The following is a 21,320-nucleotide window of genomic DNA, read 5'->3' as shown; positions in this document are numbered from 1 at the left end:
AAGTGTTAACTGCTTTTTTAAATTAGGTGAAACGAGTGGAATACCTTATTGATGATATCGATCGGCAAATTTTAGCCTGCCTGGTCGAGGATGCGCGCATGTCTTTGAAGGTGCTCAGTGGCCGCATCGGCCTGACTTCCCCCAGCACGGCAGAACGCCTGAAAAGGCTGGAAGAGCGCGGTGTAATTCAGGGGTATGGTGCACGGGTGAATCTCGCGGCGCTGGGGTATACGCTGCAGGCTCTGGTGCGCGTGCGGCCTTTGCCGGGCTTGTTACATAAGGTAGATAAATACATTCAGGCGATGCCGGAGTGTATTGAGAGTGACAAGGTGACTGGAGAAGACTGCTTTGTGATTAGGCTGGTGGTGCGATCGATAGAACAACTGGATGCGCTGCTGGACGGGCTGGCGGAACATGCCCAGTGTAATACGTCGATTGTGAAGAGTTCGCCGGTGAAGCGTCGTTTGCCACCGATGTAGTGGTCTGTCGCCCGGTGGCGGCTGCGCCTTACCCGGCCTACGAAGGCGGACTAGGTTCGATTTTGTTATGATTTTGGAAGTGATGGTGGTGGGGGAAGGATTCGAACCTTCGAAGTCGATGACGGCAGATTTACAGTCTGCTCCCTTTGGCCGCTCGGGAACCCCACCAGGGGTAATTCAAATTTTGAGGTCATGCTGAGAGATGGTGGTGGGGGAAGGATTCGAACCTTCGAAGTCGATGACGGCAGATTTACAGTCTGCTCCCTTTGGCCGCTCGGGAACCCCACCACGGGGTAATGCTTTTTGACTTACCTGCTTCCTGCTGGAAGCGGGGCGCATCATATCAAATGAGACGCCCCTGTAAAGCATTCCTTTAGGGAAATGAAGTTGTTTGCCTGCTTTTTATCCGTAAAGGCGCAAAGCTAATCAATTCATTTTCCGAAAGATTAAAGAATGATGGTTCTGTTACCGTAGACAAAGACACGCTGCGCCAGCACCTGATACAGCGCGCGGCTCAGTACATTCTTCTCAACGTCACGTCCGGCGCGCATCATATCTTCTGCCGTATAGGTGTGATCCACGTGAATCACGTCCTGCATGATGATTGGGCCTTCGTCCAGATTGTCATTCACGTAGTGCGCGGTGGCGCCGATGATCTTCACGCCGCGTTCGTACGCCTGGTGATAAGGACGCGCGCCAATAAAGGCTGGCAGGAACGAGTGGTGGATGTTGATAATCTTGTTCGGGAAGCGGGCCACGAAGGAAGGCGTTAGCACGCGCATGTATTTTGCCAGCACCACGTAGTCCGGGTTATGCGCTTCAATGGCAGCAGCCATCAGGTTGTCGTGTTCTTCACGGGTATGGCCTTCATGGCTCACCAGTTCGAACGGAATATCAAAACGTTCCACCAGCGTGCGCAGGGTCTCATGATTGCCGATTACGGCAGCAATTTCCACATCAAGGCCACCGTAGTTGGCTTTCATCAGCAAATCGCCCAGGCAGTGAGCCTCTTTCGTCACCAGAATCACAATGCGACGGCGGCCCGCGGGATTCAGCTCACGCACGGAGCCCTCCGGCAGCGCGCTGTCCAGATCGGCGAGCAGGGTGGTGTCGTTGAAAATACCTTCCAGCTCGGTACGCATGAAGAAGCGTCCGGTGCGGTGGTCAACGAACTCGTTGTTCTGCACGATATTCAGTTCATGCTTGTAACAAATGTTGGTAATTCGTGCGATAAGCCCTTTTTGATCGGGACAGATAGTGCGCAGAACTTTACGTTGTAATGATTGCATCGCCGGGAAATCCTGTTTGTATTTGCGAAGTCTGGGTTGTCAGGCGTTACTGCCCGCAACACTTTTTAAATTTTTTACCTGAACCACAAGGGCAGGGATCGTTACGACCAAACTGTGGGCGCGTACCGTCAATATAATACCACTGCCCGCTTTCCTTTAAGAACCGGGAACGCTCGATAATGGCGCCGGGCTTATTGTTCTCGGTGAAACGGGCAACAAAACTGACAAAGCCTTCGTCGTCGTAGCTGCCGGGGGACGATTCAAAGACGGTAAGTCCAAGCCAGTGGGTGTTGGCGAACCCGGCTTCGATCTCCTGTCTGAAATCAGCGGCGTGGCAGGACGGGTGCCAGGTTTTTATCAGGTAGTCTGCGTCTTTGATCACAAAAGCAGTATACCGTGAACGCATGAGGTGTGACGGGCCCGGTGCAACCTGATCGCCAGAAAGATATCGCTGGCAACATAGGCTATACTCCAGAGCGCTACCACAAGGGCAGAGTTGAGACACAATTCTCTTCCTGAAACAAAAATAAGGGCGTAAAACGCTTCGGGTAGCACTATGTTAACTGAGCAGTTGCGTTGACGCTATGTCAGGAATCCAGGGGAAGTAAAACAGGGCTAATGAGAAAGGTTAAAATTGGACTGGCGTTGGGTTCAGGTGCAGCCCGCGGTTGGTCTCATATCGGCGTGATTAATGCCTTAAACAAGATGGGCGTTAACGTTGATATCGTTGCAGGATGTTCAATAGGATCGCTTGTCGGCTCCGCCTTCGCGTGCGGCAAGCTCCCGGAACTCGAAACCTGGGTGCGCTCCTTCAGCTATTGGGACGTGCTGCGTCTGATGGATCTCTCCTGGCAGCGCGGTGGGCTGTTGCGCGGTGAACGCGTCTTTAACCAGTTCCGCCAGGTTATGCCTCTCGACGACTTCACTGATTGTCAGATGCCATTCGGCGCCGTCGCAACCAATCTCAGCACTGGCCGTGAACTCTGGCTGACCGAAGGGGATATTCACCTTGCCGTGCGTGCTTCGTGCAGTATCCCTGGGCTAATGGCTCCTGTACCCCATAACGGTTACTGGCTTGTCGATGGTGGCGTTGTTAACCCGGTCCCCATCTCTCTGACGCGTGCCATGGGAGCCGACATCGTTATCGCCGTTGATTTACAGCACGACGCTCACCTGATGCAGCAAGACCTTATGCCGGTCAACCTCCAGAACGAAGATGTCGAAGCCGGGAAGCTTGCCTGGCATGAACGTTTGCGCGGAAGAATTGGCCGCCTCGCCGCACGACGCTCGATAGCCGCACCGACGGCGATGGAAATTATGACCACCTCAATTCAGGTTCTTGAGAATCGCCTAAAACGTAACCGTATGGCAGGCGACCCTCCGGATATTCTTATTCAGCCATATTGTCCGCAAATCTCTACCCTTGATTTCCATCGGGCTGAGGCCGCCATCGCAGCGGGCTCGCTAGCCGTCGAAAAGAAAATAGACGAGTTGCTGCCTTTTGTGCGAACAGCACGTTAAGCACCTTTTTTTGACTACTTCAGCAAAATCTGACAGGCGATAGTGCCGATAGCATGCCACTATTTAGTAACTATCAGCCAGGGGAGGAACCATGACGCAGCCATTGGCCGGAAAACACATTTTGATTGTTGAAGACGAGCCCGTTTTCCGATCGCTACTGGATTCGTGGTTATCCTCACTGGGAGCAAACACTTCTCTGGCTGAAGATGGCATCGACGCGCTGGAAAAAATGACCCGCATCACGCCCGACCTGATGATTTGTGACATCGCGATGCCGCGAATGAATGGACTCAAGCTGGTTGAGCATCTTCGCAATGAGGGCGACCAGATGCCCATTCTGGTGATCTCGGCGACAGAGAATATGGCGGATATTGCTAAAGCTTTGCGGCTGGGCGTTCAGGATATCCTGCTTAAACCCGTAAAGGATCTCAACCGGCTGCGTGAAACGGTATTAGCCTGTCTTTATCCAAATATGTTTAATTCCCGGGTTGAGGAAGAGGAACGTCTTTTTCAGGACTGGGATGCTCTGGTGAGTAATCCTCCTGCCGCGGCGAAACTGTTGCAAGAACTTCAGCCGCCCGTGCAGCAAACTATTTCACATTGCCGCGTAAATTATCGTCAGCTGGTGGCGGCTGACCAGCCAGGACTGGTGCTGGATATCGCGCCGCTGTCTGATTCTGACCTCGCATTTTATTCTCTGGATGTTACACGAGCAGGGGATAATGGCGTATTAGCCGCGTTGTTACTTCGTGCGCTATTTAATGGTTTATTGCAGGAACAGTTATCGCATCAGGGGCAACGGCTTCCTGAGTTAGGCAGTTTACTCAAACAGGTAAACCAGCTTTTTCGCCAGGCTAATTTGCCCGGACAGTTTCCACTGCTGGTCGGTTATTACCATAGTGGCTTAAAGAATCTTATCCTCGTTTCAGCAGGTCTCAACGCGTCACTGAATACCGGTGAACATCATATTCAGGTAAGTAACGGCGTGCCGCTTGGGACACTGGGAACGGCGTATCTTAATCAAATTAGCCATCGCTGTTCCTCCTGGCAGTGCCAAATTTGGGGCGCCGGAGGACGGCTACGCTTAATGTTGTCCACGGAATAAGCAATTGGATCTTAATTTTAAGATTGCTTTACCTGTGTTTTCTCGGGAATGCTACTATCGCTGCCCAGATTCATGCGTATTTGTCCTAATTGATCGGCAACGCGTTCTTTTCAGACCCGGACTGCGGGGCGAGGCTGATATACTCAACGCGTTATTTATTGCATAAAAGTTCAAAACTTGAACAGCTCAGGAGAATTTGAATGGCTGCCCTAAATTCGAAAGTCAGAAAGGCCGTCATCCCGGTAGCGGGATTGGGGACCAGGATGTTACCAGCAACTAAGGCGATCCCTAAAGAGATGCTGCCTCTGGTTGATAAGCCATTAATCCAGTATGTCGTTAACGAATGTATCGCGGCTGGTATTACTGAAATTGTGCTGGTTACGCATTCATCAAAAAACTCTATCGAAAACCACTTCGATACAAGTTTTGAACTCGAAGCCATGCTGGAAAAACGTGTTAAGCGTCAGCTGTTAGAAGAAGTTCAGTCTATTTGCCCTCCACACGTCACTATTATGCAGGTTCGTCAGGGGCTGGCGAAAGGTCTGGGCCACGCGGTTATGTGCGCACATCCTGTTGTAGGTGATGAGCCTGTCGCGGTCATTCTGCCTGACGTTATTCTGGATGAATATGAATCCGATCTTTCCCAGGATAACCTGGCTGAGATGATCCATCGCTTCGACGAAACGGGCTGCAGCCAGATCATGGTTGAACCTGTTGAAGACGTGACGGCTTACGGTGTGGTTGACTGCAAAGGCGTGAACCTTGAGCCAGGCGAAAGTGTGCCAATGGTTGGCGTTGTAGAGAAGCCTAAAGCTGCCGTGGCGCCGTCTAATCTGGCGGTAGTGGGTCGCTATGTCCTGAGCGCTGAAATCTGGCCTCTGCTGGCGAAAACGCCTCCAGGAGCGGGTGATGAAATCCAGCTGACGGATGCCATTGATATGCTGATCGAGAAAGAGACCGTTGAGGCTTACCATATGAAAGGTAAGAGCCATGACTGTGGTAATAAGCTCGGTTATATGCAGGCATTCGTTGAATATGGCATTCGCCACAACACGCTGGGTGAAGAATTTAAAGCCTGGCTCAAAGAGAGTATGGGTATTAAGAAATAACCCTGGGTGTAAATGTCTGAAACCGGTGTGGCACTGCCCACCGGTTTTTTTATGCCCGTAAGACGCCAGTAGAAGCCTGATTGTAAGCAAAGCTAAATAGCCGAATAACGCTTTATGACGGAGTGTAAGAGGATGTTTGCGATAAATTGTGGTTAAAAAAAATCCCGCATGAAGCGGGATTTTTCTGAATTCGACGAGATTAATCCTTGATCAGGAAGTCATCCAGCTGTTTACCTTGCTCATCCATAGCTTTCTTGATTACAGCAGGAGTGCGGCCCTGGCCAGTCCAGGTTTTAGTTTCGCCGTTCTCATCAACGTAGCTATATTTAGCAGGACGGGCAGCGCGTTTTGCTTTGGTACCAGTTTTAGCTGCAGCCATGCTGTTCAGCAATTCATTAGGATCGATACCATCAGCAATCAGCATTTCACGATATTGCTGCAGTTTACGCGTACGCTCTTCGATTTCAGCAGCAGCAGCGCTTTCTTCTTCGCGGCGTTCATTAACTACAACTTCTAATTTTTCCAGCATTTCTTCGAGCGTTTCAAGGGTACATTCTCTTGCCTGCGCACGAAGAGTACGGATGTTGTTCAGAATTTTAAGTGCTTCGCTCATTGTAGTAATCTCAAACTTATAATGGGGGGTGGTTTGTTGACCTAATAATAGAGCCATAAATTCAGTTGTGCAATAGCCAGCAATGTAAGGAATTCAAAAAATACTAAATAAAGCCGCTATTATTAATTACGCTAACTTAAATTTCCTCGACGCCAGTCTCGCTTGTTATCACGTAAACCTGCTTAACCCGGCCGCTTGCATCTTTTTTTTGTGACATTTACCGCAGGAATTATAGTTGCGGCGGATAAATATCAGCCTTTTGTATTAGTTCCAGGCAGCAGCGTTAAGGCTGGAATAGTTAATAAATAGTGAATTTTAATGAACGCGGATTCCACTATAAAAAGAAGTGTTATGTTTGGCTAACCATATAACATATTCCCCAGCGGAGCTGCCTTTACTCTCTGTTTTAACGGATTATTTTCGCTAAAAGAGGGCGTGTTGCCTCGCGCTGTGCGGCATCGTCTGTGCGGCCAGTCACTGATGACCAGACAAAATATGGTACAATGACTCATCGGGAATATTACACATTGATTAGGGTTTTACGGCCAATGGCACAACTTTATTTCTACTATTCGGCAATGAATGCAGGGAAATCCACCGCACTGCTGCAGTCCTCCTACAATTACCATGAGCGGGGGATGCGTACCGTTGTATATACGGCTGAAATCGACGATCGCTTCGGTGCAGGGAAGGTGAGTTCCAGAATAGGCCTGTCATCGCCCGCCAGGCTGTTTAACCCGCAAACAGACCTGCTGGAGGACATCCGGGCTGCGCATATTTCAGAGCCCATTCATTGCGTTCTGGTTGATGAGAGTCAGTTTCTGACGCGAGAACAGGTTCATGCGCTCTCAGAAGTGGTCGACGAGCTTGATATCCCCGTCCTTTGCTATGGCCTGCGTACGGATTTCCGCGGGGAGCTGTTTGCCGGGAGCCAGTATTTGCTCGCCTGGTCGGATAAACTGGTTGAACTGAAGACTATCTGCTTCTGCGGCCGCAAAGCCAGCATGGTGCTGCGTCTCGACCAGGCCGGAAAACCTTACGCGGATGGTGAGCAGGTGGTGATAGGCGGTAATGAGCGCTATGTGTCGGTCTGCCGTAAGCATTATAAGGAAGCGTTGTCCGTAGGCTCGCTGACGGCGATTCAGCACGATAACCGAAAATAGTATCTGCTGTTATTCAGACATAAAAAAACCCGCCATTCAGGCGGGTTTTTTCATCAGGCTGTCAGTTAAGCGCTTTTCTTCGCTTTCTTATCAGCTTTAATGACCGGAGCTTCTGTTTTAACAGCCGCAACGTCACCTTCTTTGAACTCACGACCGTAGTAGGTATCCAGCAGAATCTGTTTCAGCTCGGAGATCAGTGGGTAGCGTGGGTTAGCACCTGTACACTGGTCATCGAATGCATCTTCAGACAGCTTGTCTACGTGAGCAAGGAAGTCAGCTTCCTGAACGCCTGCTTCACGGATAGACTTAGGAATACCCAGTTCAGCTTTCAGGCTTTCCAGCCATGCCAGCAGTTTCTCAATCTTCGCAGCAGTACGGTCGCCCGGTGCACTCAGACCAAGGTGATCTGCGATTTCAGCATAACGACGACGTGCCTGCGGACGGTCGTACTGGCTGAAAGCAGTCTGCTTGGTTGGGTTGTCGTTAGCGTTATAGCGGATAACGTTGCTGATCAACAGGGCGTTCGCCAGACCGTGAGGAATGTGGAACTGAGAACCCAGCTTGTGCGCCATAGAGTGGCAAACACCCAGGAAGGCGTTAGCAAACGCGATACCGGCGATGGTTGCTGCACTGTGGACGCGTTCACGTGCTACAGGGTTTTTAGAACCTTCGTTGTAGGACGCTGGCAGGTTTTCTTTCAGCAGTTTCAGAGCCTGCAGAGCCTGACCGTCAGAGAACTCAGACGCCAGCACAGAAACGTAGGCTTCCAGCGCGTGAGTCACCGCATCCAGACCACCGAACGCACACAGTGATTTCGGCATTTCCATGACCAGGTTGGCATCAACGATAGCCATATCTGGGGTCAGCGCGTAGTCAGCCAGTGGGTATTTCTGACCGGTTGCATCATCCGTTACTACCGCGAATGGCGTCACTTCAGAACCGGTACCGGAAGTGGTGGTGACCGCGATCATCTTCGCTTTCACGCCCATTTTCGGGAACTTGTAGATACGTTTACGGATATCCATAAAGCGCAGCGCCAGCTCTTCGAAGTGAGTTTCCGGATGTTCGTACATCACCCACATGATTTTCGCGGCGTCCATTGGGGAACCACCACCCAGTGCGATAATCACATCTGGTTTGAAGGAGTTAGCCAGCTCAGCACCTTTGCGCACAACGCTCAGGGTAGGGTCAGCTTCAACTTCAAAGAACACTTCAGTTTCAACGCCAGCCGCTTTCAGCACAGAGGTGATCTGGTCAGCGTAGCCGTTGTTGAACAGGAAACGGTCAGTCACGATGAGCGCACGTTTGTGGCCATCAGTAATCACTTCATCCAGCGCGATTGGCAGAGAGCCACGGCGGAAGTAGATAGATTTCGGAAGTTTGTGCCACAACATGTTTTCAGCTCGCTTAGCAACGGTTTTCTTGTTGATCAGGTGCTTAGGACCAACGTTTTCAGAGATGGAGTTACCACCCCAGGAACCACAACCCAGAGTCAGGGAAGGTGCGAGTTTGAAGTTATACAGGTCGCCGATACCACCCTGAGAAGCAGGGGTGTTAATCAGGATACGGGCAGTTTTCATCATCTGGCCGAAGTGGGCAACACGCTCAGGCTGGTTATCCTGGTCGGTATACAGACATGAGGTATGACCGATACCGCCCATGGCAACCAGTTTCTCAGCTTTCTCTACCGCGTCTTCGAAATCTTTCGCACGGTACATCGCAAGCGTTGGAGACAGTTTTTCGTGAGCAAACGGCTCGCTTTCGTCGACAACTTTAACTTCACCGATCAGGATTTTGGTGGTTGCCGGAACGGTAAAGCCTGCGAGTTCAGCGATCTTATAGGCTGGCTGACCCACGATAGCGGCGTTGAGCGCGCCATTTTTCAGGATGATGTCCTGAACCGCTTTCAGCTCTTTACCCTGCAGCAGGTAGCCGCCGTGGCTGGCGAAACGTTCGCGTACTGCGTCGTACACGGAATCAACAACGACTACAGACTGTTCAGATGCACAGATAACGCCGTTATCGAAGGTTTTAGACATCAGTACAGACGCAACTGCACGTTTGATGTCAGCGGTTTCATCGATAACAACTGGGGTGTTACCTGCGCCTACACCGATTGCTGGTTTACCGGAGCTGTATGCTGCTTTAACCATACCAGGACCACCCGTCGCCAGAATCAGGTTAATGTCCGGGTGATGCATCAGCGCGTTGGACAGTTCAACAGAAGGTTGGTCGATCCAGCCAATCAGATCTTTTGGCGCGCCCGCAGCAATTGCTGCCTGCAGAACGATGTCTGCGGCTTTATTTGTCGCGTCTTTCGCACGTGGATGTGGAGAGAAGATGATTGCGTTACGGGTTTTCAGACTGATCAGTGATTTGAAGATAGCCGTTGAAGTCGGGTTAGTGGTTGGAACAATACCGCAAATGATGCCGATAGGTTCGGCGATGGTGATAGTCCCGAAGGTGTCGTCTTCAGACAGAACGCCACAGGTTTTCTCATCTTTATAGGCGTTGTAGATATACTCTGAAGCAAAGTGGTTTTTGATCACTTTATCTTCAACGATACCCATGCCAGATTCGGCAACGGCCATTTTAGCGAGAGGGATTCGAGCATCTGCAGCAGCCAGAGCGGCCGCGCGGAAGATTTTATCAACCTGTTCTTGGGTGAAATTGGCATATTCACGCTGGGCTTTTTTAACGCGCTCGACGAGGGCGTTCAGTTCAGCGATATTAGTAACAGCCATAATGCTCTCCTGATAATGTTTAAACTCTTTTAGTAAACCAGCGCTCGATACGTCAGACAGTATAGTCAGTGCCAATACGACTTGCGTTACATAAAGTAAAACAAAGAGTTACTTTATGCTCCGGTACACTAATTTACTAAAAGAGCCTTACCTTAGCATCATCCCTTTTTGTCAGGTGACCTCCCTGGGGGCGTAATCAAGATTACTCACTTCTGAGTACGAAAATCATGATCTGCGTCAATTTTCTACCAAGCTGATACCTTTCAGCAGGGTTATTTCATGGATATTTTTCCACTGTTAATTAATTAAGTAACTATTGGAAGCGGCGCTATCATTGAATCAACATATGTTTAACATTCTGAAATGCTAACGTTTTGGCACAGATTTCTGGTGAAGTATGCTCGTAAAAAGCGTATCTTCAGCGCGATTTTTCATGACAACGTATCAGTCCCGGGCATGCGCAATAGCGGAGCAAAACGTGATCCAATCGCTCTTTGATTTTCCAACGTATTTCAAATTTTTTATTGGTTTGTTTGCCCTGGTCAATCCGGTGGGAATCATTCCTGTCTTCATTAGTATGACCAGTTACCAGACGGCGGCGGCCCGGAACAAAACCAATCTCACCGCTAACCTGTCTGTGGCGATCATTTTGCTCACGTCGCTGTTTCTTGGTGACGCTATTCTTCAGCTCTTCGGCATCTCGATCGATTCCTTCCGCATTGCCGGCGGCATCCTGGTGGTGACCATTGCCATGTCGATGATCAGCGGTAAGCTGGGTGAGGACAAACAGAATAAGCAGGAGAAGTCGGAAACCGCTATCCGCGAAAGTATCGGCGTGGTTCCGCTGGCGCTACCTCTGATGGCGGGCCCGGGTGCCATCAGTTCAACCATTGTCTGGGGCACGCGCTACCATAGTCTCATGCACCTGATTGGTTTTTCAGTTGCCATTGCCGTTTTCGCGCTCTGCTGCTGGGGAGTGTTCCGCATGGCGCCGTGGCTGGTGCGCTGGCTGGGACAGACCGGCATTAACGTTATTACGCGTATTATGGGTCTGTTGCTGATGGCATTAGGGATCGAGTTTATCGTCACGGGTATTAAAAGCATTTTCCCCGGTTTATTACACTAATATTTCATATGAAAGAACGGCGCTGCGTCGCCGTTTTTTTTACGTAATTATCAGCAAATCATATAACTAAAGTTGAAATGCTTACATATCATAATAAATTCTACTAATAATGTTCATCTCTTATATTTCATAGAGTTATGCATTCCTCTACGACCCACCTGCACAGAAAATCCTCGAACGATCTGTTATTTTACTCACATGATACTCTGGGGCTTGCTGAGAGATAACCGAAATGATATTAGTAATTTCAACATTCCGTTAGACGAATGTGCTAAATAATAATCAATTGTTAAATTATTGTACAAAACCACTCGATGATAGCGCAGCGACGCGCTTGTAGAGATGATTTTCTCTATCTTATTGAATGTCATGTATTTTTGATGGCATTCAACGTCTGGCAGGGCTGCCACCAATGCGAAGGCACTCACTGTAAAAGAGAATTGCTTAACAAATTTGCAAAATGTATTGGCGCGTGATTACGCCATTTGATACTTTCCGGCCTACTATTTTGCAGCATAAAACAATCAGATGAGAATTATTTTCATATAGTCCTCTTCTCAGATATCCGGCACAGGTCTCAAACAGGGGAGGCCTGTAAAGAATCGACGCAAGACGGCCATACGAGCGGTCAGTAATAAAAAAGTCGGTGATAGCAAGAAGTAAAAAAAGAACCTGACAGCAGCAAAAAAAACTCCTGCGCTGTACGGGCCCCAACAGGGGATTAGACAGCTGGCGAAAGCCAGTAATTATAATGAGTGGAGTACCAACACAATGTCCATCATCACAAAAAAAAATCTGGTAGCGGCGGGGATTTTAACTGCGCTAATCGCGGGCAACGCTGCAATGGCTGCGGACGTTCCTGCAGGTGTGCAACTGGCTGAGAAGCAGACGCTGGTGCGTAACAACGGTGCGGAAGTGCAGTCTCTCGACCCGCACAAAATTGAAGGTGTTCCTGAGTCAAACGTTAACCGCGATCTGTTCGAAGGTCTGCTGGTCACTGACGTAGACGGCCACCCGGCACCGGGTGTGGCAGAAAAGTGGGAAAACAAAGATTTCAAAGTCTGGACCTTCCATCTGCGTAAAGATGCCAAATGGTCCGACGGTACACCGGTTACCGCCGAAGATTTCGTGTATAGCTGGCAGCGCCTGGCGAATCCCAATACCGCCTCTCCGTATGCGAGCTATCTGCAGTATGGCCATATCGCCAATATCGATGACATCATCGCCGGTAAAAAACCGGTCACCGACCTGGGCGTGAAAGCGATCGATGCCAATACCTTTGAAGTGACGTTGAGCGAACCTGTTCCGTACTTCTATAAGCTGCTGGTTCACCCGTCCGTTTCTCCGGTACCAAAATCCGCCGTGGAAAAATTTGGTGAAAAATGGACGCAGCCTGCCAATATCGTGACTAACGGCGCCTATAAGCTGAAAGACTGGGTAGTCAACGAACGCATGGTGCTGGAGCGTAACCCGCAGTACTGGGATAACGCGAAGACCGTGATTAACCAGGTTACCTACCTGCCAATTTCTTCTGAAGTGACCGACGTTAACCGCTACCGCAGCGGTGAAATCGACATGACCTATAACAACATGCCGATTGAACTGTTCCAGAAGCTGAAAAAAGAGATCCCGAAAGAAGTTCACGTCGATCCGTACCTGTGTACCTATTACTACGAAATCAACAACCAGAAAGCACCGTTCACCGACGTACGCGTTCGTACTGCGCTGAAGCTGGCACTGGATCGCGATATCATCGTGAACAAAGTGAAAAACCAGGGCGATCTGCCGGCGTACAGCTATACGCCTCCTTATACCGATGGAATGAAACTGGTTGAGCCTGAGTGGTTCAAGTGGTCACAGGAAAAACGTAACGAAGAAGCGAAAAAACTGCTGGCTGAAGCTGGATATACCGCAGACAAGCCTCTGACTTTCAACCTGCTTTACAACACGTCAGATCTGCATAAAAAACTGGCGATTGCCGTTGCGTCTATCTGGAAGAAAAACCTGGGCGTGAACGTTAAGCTGGAAAACCAGGAGTGGAAAACCTTCCTCGATACGCGTCATCAGGGGACCTTCGACGTGGCGCGTGCGGGCTGGTGTGCAGACTATAACGAACCGACATCCTTCCTGAACACCATGCTCAGCGACAGCTCGAACAACACGGCGCACTATAAGAGCCCGGCGTTCGACAAAATCATCGCTGAAACGCTGAAAGTGTCTGACGATGCACAACGCGCAGAACTGTACGCGAAATCAGAAGAACAGCTCGATAAAGACTCTGCAATTGTACCGGTTTACTACTACGTTAACGCCCGCCTGGTGAAACCGTGGGTAGGGGGTTACACCGGTAAAGACCCGTTGGATAATATTTCCGTTAAGAATCTTTATATTATCAAGCATTAATGGCAATACGTGGGGCGGGCCTGGCTTGCCCCACTGTGTCTACTTTGTAACATTCATCAGGCACACGCCAGAAGGTACGGGCAATGTTGAAATTTATCCTGCGTCGCTGTCTAGAAGCGATACCAACGTTATTTATTCTAATTACGATTTCCTTCTTTATGATGCGTCTCGCACCGGGAAGTCCATTTACCGGTGAACGTACGTTGCCGCCAGAAGTCATGGCCAACATCGAAGCGAAGTATCACCTGAACGATCCCATCACCACCCAATACTTCAATTATCTGAAGCAGCTGGCGCACGGTGATTTTGGACCGTCATTTAAATATAAAGACTATTCCGTTAACGATCTGGTGGCCTCCAGCTTCCCGGTCTCGGCAAAACTGGGTGCTGCAGCATTCATTCTGGCCGTCGTTCTCGGGGTCACCGCAGGCGTTATCGCCGCGCTCAGACAAAATACCAAATGGGATTATGCCGTAATGGGGGTGGCAATGACCGGGGTAGTCATACCCAGCTTCGTTGTCGCGCCATTACTGGTGATGATATTTGCCATCACGCTGAAATGGCTGCCCGGCGGCGGCTGGAACGGCGGGGCACTGAAGTTTATGATTTTGCCCATGGTGGCATTATCGCTGGCGTACATCGCCAGTATTGCGCGTATTACCCGTGGTTCAATGATCGAAGTGCTGCACTCAAACTTCATTCGTACCGCGCGCGCGAAAGGGCTGCCGATGCGCCGGATTATCTTCCGCCACGCGCTCAAGCCAGCGCTGCTGCCTGTGCTCTCCTATATGGGGCCAGCGTTTGTCGGCATCATTACGGGTTCAATGGTTATCGAAACAATCTACGGCCTGCCGGGTATTGGTCAGCTGTTCGTTAACGGGGCGCTTAACCGTGACTACTCGCTTGTTCTGAGCCTCACGATCCTCGTGGGCGCGCTGACCATTCTCTTTAATGCCGTTGTCGATGTGCTGTATGCCGTTATCGACCCGAAAATCCGTTACTAACGCTGGAGCACGCCATGATGTTGAGTAAGAAAAACAGCGAGGCGCTGGAAAACTTCAGTGAAAAACTGGAAGTAGAAGGTCGTAGCCTCTGGCAGGACGCGCGCCGTCGCTTTATGCACAACCGTGCCGCGGTCGCCAGCCTGGTTGTGCTGGTGATCATCGCGCTGTTTGTGACCCTGGCGCCGATGCTGTCGCAATTTACCTATTTCGATACAGACTGGGGCATGATGTCCAGCGCGCCGGATATGGAGTCCGGCCACTATTTCGGTACCGATTCATCCGGCCGTGATTTGCTGGTGCGCGTGGCGATTGGTGGTCGTATTTCCCTGATGGTCGGTATCGCCGCCGCGCTGGTGGCGGTGATCGTGGGGACGCTTTACGGCGCGCTCTCCGGCTACCTTGGCGGCAAAGTAGACTCAGTGATGATGCGTTTGCTGGAAATCCTGAACTCCTTCCCGTTTATGTTCTTCGTTATTTTGCTGGTGACCTTCTTCGGCCAGAACATCCTGTTGATCTTCGTGGCCATCGGGATGGTGTCGTGGCTGGATATGGCGCGTATCGTGCGCGGCCAGACCCTGAGCCTCAAGCGCAAAGAGTTTATCGAAGCGGCGCAGGTCGGGGGCGTATCAACCAGTAATATCGTGGTTCGCCATATCGTGCCTAACGTGCTGGGGGTGGTAGTGGTTTATGCCTCACTGCTGGTGCCAAGCATGATCCTGTTTGAATCCTTCCTCAGCTTCCTGGGGCTGGGCACGCAGGAGCCACTCAGCAGCTGGGGCGCGCTGCTAAGCGATGGGGCAAACTCAATGGAAGTATCACCGTGGTTACTGCTCTATCCGGCAGGTTTCCTGGTCGTCACCCTGTTTTGTTTTAACTTTATCGGCGATGGCCTGCGTGATGCCCTCGACCCGAAAGACCGTTAAGGAGCGCCGTCATGACAATTATTGAAACGGCCACCGCGCCACAGGCGCAGCAGCAGAGCAATCTTCTGCTGGATGTGAAAGACCTCCGCGTGACCTTTAAAACCCCGGACGGCGATGTTACTGCGGTCAACGATCTCAACTTTAACCTGAGCAAAGGGGAAACGTTGGGGATCGTGGGTGAATCCGGCTCCGGAAAATCCCAGACGGCATTTGCGTTAATGGGCCTGCTGGCCGCTAACGGTGTGATTGGTGGTTCCGCGAAGTTTAACGGTCGTGAAATCCTCAACCTGCCGGAGCACGAGCTGAACAAGCTGCGCGCCGAGCAGATCTCAATGATTTTCCAGGATCCGATGACCTCGCTGAACCCGTATATGCGCGTCGGCGAGCAGCTGATGGAAGTCCTGATGCTGCATAAAGGCCTGGGCAAAGCGGAAGCCTTTGAAGAGTCGGTCAAAATGCTGGATGCGGTGAAAATGCCGGAAGCGCGTAAGCGCATGCGCATGTTCCCGCACGAGTTTTCTGGCGGTATGCGTCAGCGCGTGATGATTGCGATGGCGCTGCTGTGCCGGCCAAAGCTGCTGATTGCCGATGAACCGACCACCGCACTGGACGTCACCGTGCAGGCGCAAATTATGACCCTGTTGAACGAGCTGAAGCGTGAGTTCAACACGGCGATTATCATGATCACCCACGACCTGGGCGTGGTGGCCGGCATCTGTGACAAAGTGCTGGTGATGTATGCTGGCCGTACTATGGAATACGGCAAAGCGCGTGACGTGTTCTATCAGCCTGCCCACCCGTACTCGATTGGTCTGCTGAATGCGGTGCCGCGTCTTGATGCGGAAGGGGAATCCCTGCTCACCATTCCGGGCAACCCGCCAAACCTGCTGCGTCTGCCGAAAGGCTGTCCGTTCCAGCCGCGCTGCCCGCACGCGATGGAAATCTGTAACAGCGCGCCGCCACTGGAAGCATTTGCCCCAGGCCGTCTGCGCGCCTGCTTTAAGCCGCAGGAGGAGCTGGTATGAACGCAGTAGATGAAAAACGCAACGTACTGCTCGAAATCGCTGACCTAAAGGTGCATTTCGATATCAAAGACGGCAAACAGTGGTTCTGGCAGCCGCCAAAGACCCTGAAAGCGGTAGATGGCGTCACCCTGCGTCTGTATGAGGGGGAAACCCTGGGCGTGGTGGGTGAATCCGGCTGCGGTAAATCCACCTTTGCGCGCGCCATTATTGGTCTTGTCAAAGCCACCGGCGGCAAAGTGGCCTGGCTGGGTAAAGATCTGCTGGGCATGAAACCCGACGAGTGGCGCGACGTGCGTAGCGACATCCAGATGATTTTCCAGGATCCGCTGGCGTCATTAAACCCACGTATGACTATCGGTGAAATTATTGCCGAGCCGCTGCGCACCTATCATCCGAAGATGCCGCGTCAGGAAGTGCGTGACCGCGTGAAGGCGATGATGCTGAAAGTCGGGCTGCTGCCTAACCTGATTAACCGCTACCCGCATGAATTTTCAGGCGGCCAGTGTCAGCGTATTGGCATCGCGCGTGCGCTTATTCTTGAGCCGAAACTGATTATCTGTGATGAACCGGTTTCCGCGCTGGACGTATCCATTCAGGCGCAGGTGGTGAACCTGCTGCAGAAACTACAGCGCGAAATGGGGCTGTCGCTGATCTTCATTGCTCACGACCTGGCGGTGGTAAAACACATCTCTGACCGCGTGCTGGTGATGTACCTTGGTCATGCCGTGGAACTGGGGACCTATGACGAGGTGTACCACAATCCGCTGCACCCTTATACCAAAGCGCTGATGTCGGCGGTGCCGATCCCCGATCCCGATCTGGAGAAGAATAAGACGATTCAGCTTCTGGAAGGGGAATTACCGTCACCGATCAACCCGCCATCAGGGTGCGTTTTCCGTACACGATGCCCGATAGCCGGACCGGAATGCGCGAAAACGCGGCCGGTTCTGGAAGGCAGCTTCCGACATGCGGTTTCCTGCCTGAAAGTAGACCCGCTATAATCGCAAGGGCTGACATGATGTCAGCCCTTATTTTTTGCGAGGTCACTGTGTCGCGTTTATTCACCTCAGCCCGTCGGCGGCTATATCATCTTTTATTCGATCCTCAAACGGCATCGGGACGCCGTTTCGAAGGTCTTTGTGCGCTGTTTGCGCTACTCAGCGTGGTGGTCATCTTTATTGAATCGGGTGTCGGTACGCAATATCACCTGACATTTGAGGAATGGCATGCGTTTGTCTGGCTGGAGTTGATCATTACCCTGGTCTTTACCGCTGAGTATATTCTGCGGGTGATCTGCTGGCCCAATCCGGCGAAATACGTATTCAGCTTCTGGGGCTTTATTGATTTAGCGACGATCCTGCCGCTCTACGTGATGTGGCTATGGCCGGAAATCAGCCTTAACTATGTTTTCGCCTGGCGAGCGATGCGCGTTATTCGGGTATTACGAATTCTGAAATTACTGCGCTTTATGCCGTCGCTGCGCGTATTCTGGAGCGCGATCGTCAGCGCACGCCATCAGCTTATTCTCTTCTATTCGTTTATTGCCATCGTCATGATTGTTTTTGGCGCGCTGATGTATTTGATAGAAGGGCCGAAATATGGCTTCACGACACTCAATGCCTCCGTTTACTGGGCGATAGTGACAGTGACGACCGTGGGGTATGGCGATATCACGCCCCATACGCCGCTGGGGCGGATAGTGGCATCCGTGCTGATTCTGATTGGGTATTCGGTAATTGCGATCCCAACGGGGCTGATTACCACGCACATGAGCAGCGCTTTTCAGAGCCGGAAGCTGCAGCGCAAATGTCCGAACTGCCACCAGGGCGATCATGAACACAGCGCGCGGTTTTGTAACCGCTGCGGAAGCGCGTTACCGGATTAAATAAAAAAGGCTGCCATTGCAGCCTTTTTTATTATTCGCGCCAGAGAATATGGCACAGCTTGTGGTCCTTTTCGCGACACAGCAGGACGCGGGCGAAAATATCGTTAATTTCGCCGCCATCTTCATCAGCCAGGCCAATCACCACTTCGGCGAAGAAGTCCGGATTCAGGTCGAAGTCCACATGCTCAGCCCAGTCTTCTGACGGGTCAAACAATTCGGCGCCGCCACGCTCTTCGAACTGCAGATTAAAGAGGATCACGTCTGCAGGATCGAGGTTATCAACCGCCAGTTCGAGAAAAATGTCGTAGGCCTGCTCGAGCGTTTCGTCTTCGGTCAGGCGATTGTTCAGATCCATTTCCATGATGACTACCTGTTTAACATCGTTGGGCACGTTTTACAGCAACGGACTAAAGAAGTAAAACAGTCGTTCAGCTATTCGCTGCCATAACGGACGTTTTACCCACAGTCTGGCATCCAGCAGCCGCGAGCGGGAGATATAATCATCCTGAACCGCCGCCAGGTCGCCGCCAAAGCCGGCGTCGTCAATCACCAGGGTGATTTCAAAGTTTAGCCACAGGCTGCGCATATCGAGGTTAACCGTGCCCACCAGGCTTAATTCGCCGTCGACAAGGACGCTCTTGGTGTGCAGCAGCCCGCCTTCAAACTGGTAAATTTTAACCCCGGCGGCCAGCAGTTCGCTAAAGAAGGCGCGGCTGGCCCAGCCCACCAGAAGTGAGTCATTTTTGCGTGGCAGAATGATACTGACATCGACGCCGCGCTGCGCTGCGGTACAAATGGCGTGCAGCAGATCATCGCTGGGGACAAAGTAGGGCGTGGTCATGATCAGGCATTCACGCGCGGAGTAGGTTGCGGTGAGCAGCGCCTGATGAATCAAGTCCTCCGGGAAGCCCGGCCCGGAAGCAATGGTGTGGATCGTATGACCGCTGGCCTCTTCAAACGGCATAATATTGCCGTCCGGCGGTGGCGGAAGGATACGCTTGCCGGTTTCTATCTCCCAGTCGCAGGAGTAGACAATCCCCATCGAGGTGGCAATCGGCCCCTCCATGCGTGCCATCAGATCAACCCATTGTCCAACGCCGGAGTCCTGTTTAAAGAAGCGCGGGTCAACCATGTTCATACTGCCGGTGTAGGCAATATAGTTATCGATCATGACCATTTTACGGTGCTGGCGAAGGTCCATCCTGCGCAGAAACACACGCAGAAGATTAACCTTCAGCGCCTCAACCACCTCAATACCGGCATTGCGCATCATACCCGCCCAGGGGCTACGGAAAAATGCCACGCTGCCCGCAGAGTCAAGCATCAGGCGACAGTGAATGCCCCGGCGTGCGGCCGCCATCAGGGATTCCGCTACCTGGTCAGCCATGCCGCCAGGCTGCCAGATATAAAACACCATCTCAATATTATGACGAGCCAGCTGAATATCGCGGATTAACGCCTGCATGACATCATCGGATGATGTCAGTAGCTGGAGCTGATTGCCCTTAACGCCGCCAATCCCCTGGCGGCGCTCGCAGAGTTTGAACAGCGAGGAGGCGACGCTGCTGTTCTCCTCGGCAAAGATATGCTTGCAGGCTTTGAGATCGTTAAGCCACTTCGCGGTGGAAGGCCACATGGCGCGCGCGCGTTCGGCGCGTCGTTTACCCAGATGAAGCTCACCGAAGGAGAGATAAGCAATAATTCCCACCAGTGGGAGGATGTAAATGATCAGAAGCCAGGCCATGGCAGAGGGTACGGCTCTGCGCTTCATCAGGATGCGTAACGTCACACCCGCGATTAACAGCCAGTATCCCAGAATGACCAGCCAACTCACCACGGTGTAGAAGGTTGTCATAGGTAAAAAAAATCCTTTTGAAAGCGTATTGTTATGAGTGTACGCATCAGGATTCATCTGGCAAATAAAAACGCCAGGTAAAAGCGCTGGTTTGCTGTCGGGTTGGGTTTATAATGGCGCCTCTGTAACAGAAAGAGTTGTAGACATGAAGCGCAGTAGAACAGAAGTAGGGCGCTGGCGCATGTTGCGACAGGTGAGTCGTCGCAAGGCTCGTTGGCTGGAAGCACAATCCCGCCGCAATATGCGTATACACGCCATCAGAAAATGTGGACTGACCCGGCACCGCAACGCGCTGCTGTTCGCCGTCCAGGATATCTGAAGCCATGAGGGCACCGTAAAGGTGCCCGCTGATTTTTTAGCGTCTGATTTTTTAGGAATAGCGTATTTGCAGCGTTGTTCCTGTTGTGTTTAGCAAAAGGAGGGAGAAGTGTTTGCGGAGTTTGGCGTACTGAATTTCTGGACGTATGTTGTTGGCGCATTTTTTATCGTGCTGGTACCCGGGCCGAACACCCTGTTTGTGCTGAAAACCGGGATCGGGCACGGCGTTAAAAAAGGTTATCTTGCCGCGACCGGTGTGTTTATCGGTGATGCAGTACTGATGTTTCTGGCCTGGGCGGGCGTCGCGGCATTAATCCAGACCACGCCGGTACTGTTTAATATCGTGCGTTATCTGGGGGCTTTCTATCTGCTGTGGCTGGGCGGCAAAATGCTCTGGTCAGTGGTGAACCGCCAAAAAAATGCTCAGGAGAGCGGTCCCGAACCTGCCAGCACGATCATGAAGCGCTCGCTGGTGTTAAGCCTGACGAATCCCAAAGCGATCCTGTTCTACGTCTCGTTCTTCGTGCAGTTTATTGACGTGAATGCACAGAGCACCGGCACGTCTTTCCTGATCCTCGCAACCACGCTTGAGCTAATTAGCTTTATGTATATGAGCTTCCTGATCTTCTCAGGCGCGTTTGTCACGCGTTATCTGAAAACCAAAAAGAAACTGGCAAAGCTGGGAAACGGGCTGATAGGGCTGCTGTTTGTTGGATTTGCGGCAAGGTTGGCGTCGCTGCATTGATGTAAAAAAGGCT

At 51.5% G+C, this 21,320-nt stretch carries 20 protein-coding genes and 2 tRNA genes; 14 read left to right on the top strand and 8 right to left on the bottom strand.

The features are described from left to right. Positions 1 to 35 precede the first annotated feature (35 nt). Entirely contained in the window at positions 36 to 479 is a 444-nt protein-coding gene (locus ACWKXT_RS05420; RefSeq protein ID WP_041909598.1) for an Lrp/AsnC family transcriptional regulator, read from the top strand. Between the two features lie 83 nt (positions 480 to 562). Here ACWKXT_RS05420 and ACWKXT_RS05415 read toward each other — a convergent pair. The 4 genes from ACWKXT_RS05415 to ACWKXT_RS05400 form a co-directional block, all read right to left on the bottom strand. Beyond that, a tRNA-Tyr gene (locus ACWKXT_RS05415) sits at positions 563 to 647 on the bottom strand. Between the two features lie 35 nt (positions 648 to 682). Beyond that, positions 683 to 767, bottom strand: a tRNA-Tyr gene (locus tag ACWKXT_RS05410). Positions 768 to 925: 158 nt separating this feature from the next. Then, the gene (purU, locus tag ACWKXT_RS05405) at positions 926 to 1,768 is read right to left on the bottom strand and encodes a formyltetrahydrofolate deformylase (RefSeq protein ID WP_003856715.1); all 843 of its coding nucleotides are present in this window, start codon (positions 1,766 to 1,768) and stop codon (positions 926 to 928) included. A gap of 46 nt (positions 1,769 to 1,814) precedes the next feature. After that, positions 1,815 to 2,273, bottom strand: coding sequence for a YchJ family protein (locus ACWKXT_RS05400; protein ID WP_454526558.1), 459 nt, complete (start codon positions 2,271 to 2,273; stop codon positions 1,815 to 1,817). A 113-nt stretch (positions 2,274 to 2,386) separates the two neighbouring features. Between ACWKXT_RS05400 and rssA the strand changes: the two genes are divergently transcribed. The 3 genes from rssA (at position 2,387) to galU (ending at position 5,503) form a co-directional block, all read left to right on the top strand. Further along, a complete protein-coding gene (gene rssA / locus ACWKXT_RS05395) occupies positions 2,387 to 3,289 on the top strand; it encodes a patatin-like phospholipase RssA (RefSeq protein ID WP_454531873.1) in 903 nt (300 codons plus the stop codon). A gap of 91 nt (positions 3,290 to 3,380) precedes the next feature. Next, positions 3,381 to 4,394, top strand: a complete 1,014-nt coding sequence (rssB, locus tag ACWKXT_RS05390; RefSeq protein ID WP_080329351.1) for a two-component system response regulator RssB — start codon at positions 3,381 to 3,383, stop codon at positions 4,392 to 4,394. A 200-nt stretch (positions 4,395 to 4,594) separates the two neighbouring features. After that, positions 4,595 to 5,503 carry a UTP--glucose-1-phosphate uridylyltransferase GalU gene (gene galU, locus ACWKXT_RS05385; protein WP_080329350.1) on the top strand — a complete coding sequence of 303 codons (909 nt, stop codon included), beginning with the start codon at positions 4,595 to 4,597 and terminating at the stop codon, positions 5,501 to 5,503. Positions 5,504 to 5,702: 199 nt separating this feature from the next. On the opposite strand, the gene hns is transcribed toward galU, so the two are convergent. After that, the gene (hns, locus tag ACWKXT_RS05380) at positions 5,703 to 6,116 is read right to left on the bottom strand and encodes a histone-like nucleoid-structuring protein H-NS (protein WP_008502781.1); all 414 of its coding nucleotides are present in this window, start codon (positions 6,114 to 6,116) and stop codon (positions 5,703 to 5,705) included. Positions 6,117 to 6,664: 548 nt separating this feature from the next. Here hns and tdk point away from each other — a divergent pair. After that, positions 6,665 to 7,279, top strand: coding sequence for a thymidine kinase (tdk, locus tag ACWKXT_RS05375; protein ID WP_454531872.1), 615 nt, complete (start codon positions 6,665 to 6,667; stop codon positions 7,277 to 7,279). 65 nt (positions 7,280 to 7,344) lie between these two features. Here tdk and adhE read toward each other — a convergent pair whose 3' ends face one another. Further along, the gene (adhE, locus tag ACWKXT_RS05370; protein ID WP_028013432.1) at positions 7,345 to 10,023 is read right to left on the bottom strand and encodes a bifunctional acetaldehyde-CoA/alcohol dehydrogenase; all 2,679 of its coding nucleotides are present in this window, start codon (positions 10,021 to 10,023) and stop codon (positions 7,345 to 7,347) included. 478 nt (positions 10,024 to 10,501) lie between these two features. On the opposite strand from adhE, the gene ACWKXT_RS05365 reads away from it, so the two are divergent. The 7 genes from ACWKXT_RS05365 (at position 10,502) to ACWKXT_RS05335 (ending at position 18,389) form a co-directional block, all read left to right on the top strand. Beyond that, positions 10,502 to 11,149 carry a YchE family NAAT transporter gene (locus ACWKXT_RS05365; protein WP_080329348.1) on the top strand — a complete coding sequence of 216 codons (648 nt, stop codon included), beginning with the start codon at positions 10,502 to 10,504 and terminating at the stop codon, positions 11,147 to 11,149. 771 nt (positions 11,150 to 11,920) lie between these two features. Next, positions 11,921 to 13,552 (top strand): oligopeptide ABC transporter substrate-binding protein OppA, encoded by a 1,632-nt coding sequence (gene oppA, locus ACWKXT_RS05360; RefSeq protein WP_028013430.1) that lies wholly within the window; start codon positions 11,921 to 11,923, stop codon positions 13,550 to 13,552. 83 nt (positions 13,553 to 13,635) lie between these two features. Further along, a complete protein-coding gene (oppB, locus tag ACWKXT_RS05355) occupies positions 13,636 to 14,556 on the top strand; it encodes an oligopeptide ABC transporter permease OppB (protein ID WP_028013429.1) in 921 nt (306 codons plus the stop codon). Between the two features lie 14 nt (positions 14,557 to 14,570). Beyond that, a complete protein-coding gene (gene oppC / locus ACWKXT_RS05350) occupies positions 14,571 to 15,479 on the top strand; it encodes an oligopeptide ABC transporter permease OppC (RefSeq protein ID WP_028013428.1) in 909 nt (302 codons plus the stop codon). Positions 15,480 to 15,490: 11 nt separating this feature from the next. Then, positions 15,491 to 16,504, top strand: coding sequence for an oligopeptide ABC transporter ATP-binding protein OppD (oppD, locus tag ACWKXT_RS05345; protein WP_454526561.1), 1,014 nt, complete (start codon positions 15,491 to 15,493; stop codon positions 16,502 to 16,504). Then, entirely contained in the window at positions 16,501 to 17,505 is a 1,005-nt protein-coding gene (oppF, locus tag ACWKXT_RS05340) for a murein tripeptide/oligopeptide ABC transporter ATP-binding protein OppF (RefSeq protein ID WP_454526562.1), read from the top strand. Before oppD ends, oppF begins: the two co-directional genes overlap by 4 nt. 14 nt (positions 17,506 to 17,519) lie before the next feature. Further along, positions 17,520 to 18,389, top strand: coding sequence for an ion transporter (locus tag ACWKXT_RS05335; RefSeq protein ID WP_454531871.1), 870 nt, complete (start codon positions 17,520 to 17,522; stop codon positions 18,387 to 18,389). A 31-nt stretch (positions 18,390 to 18,420) separates the two neighbouring features. Here ACWKXT_RS05335 and ACWKXT_RS05330 read toward each other — a convergent pair whose 3' ends face one another. Both ACWKXT_RS05330 and cls read right to left on the bottom strand, forming a co-directional pair. Beyond that, positions 18,421 to 18,750 carry an HI1450 family dsDNA-mimic protein gene (locus ACWKXT_RS05330; protein WP_006810881.1) on the bottom strand — a complete coding sequence of 110 codons (330 nt, stop codon included), beginning with the start codon at positions 18,748 to 18,750 and terminating at the stop codon, positions 18,421 to 18,423. 33 nt (positions 18,751 to 18,783) lie between these two features. Further along, the gene (cls, locus tag ACWKXT_RS05325) at positions 18,784 to 20,244 is read right to left on the bottom strand and encodes a cardiolipin synthase (RefSeq protein WP_454531870.1); all 1,461 of its coding nucleotides are present in this window, start codon (positions 20,242 to 20,244) and stop codon (positions 18,784 to 18,786) included. Positions 20,245 to 20,389: 145 nt separating this feature from the next. On the opposite strand from cls, the gene ACWKXT_RS05320 reads away from it, so the two are divergent. Both ACWKXT_RS05320 and leuE read left to right on the top strand, forming a co-directional pair. Then, entirely contained in the window at positions 20,390 to 20,563 is a 174-nt protein-coding gene (locus tag ACWKXT_RS05320) for a YciY family protein (RefSeq protein WP_086379783.1), read from the top strand. Between the two features lie 108 nt (positions 20,564 to 20,671). Beyond that, entirely contained in the window at positions 20,672 to 21,307 is a 636-nt protein-coding gene (gene leuE / locus ACWKXT_RS05315) for a leucine efflux protein LeuE (RefSeq protein WP_454531869.1), read from the top strand. Positions 21,308 to 21,320: the final 13 nt, after the last annotated feature.

It is taken from the genome of Enterobacter sp. UPMP701, from assembly GCF_053709515.1.
This window is presented reverse-complemented; position numbering and strand designations above follow the sequence as displayed.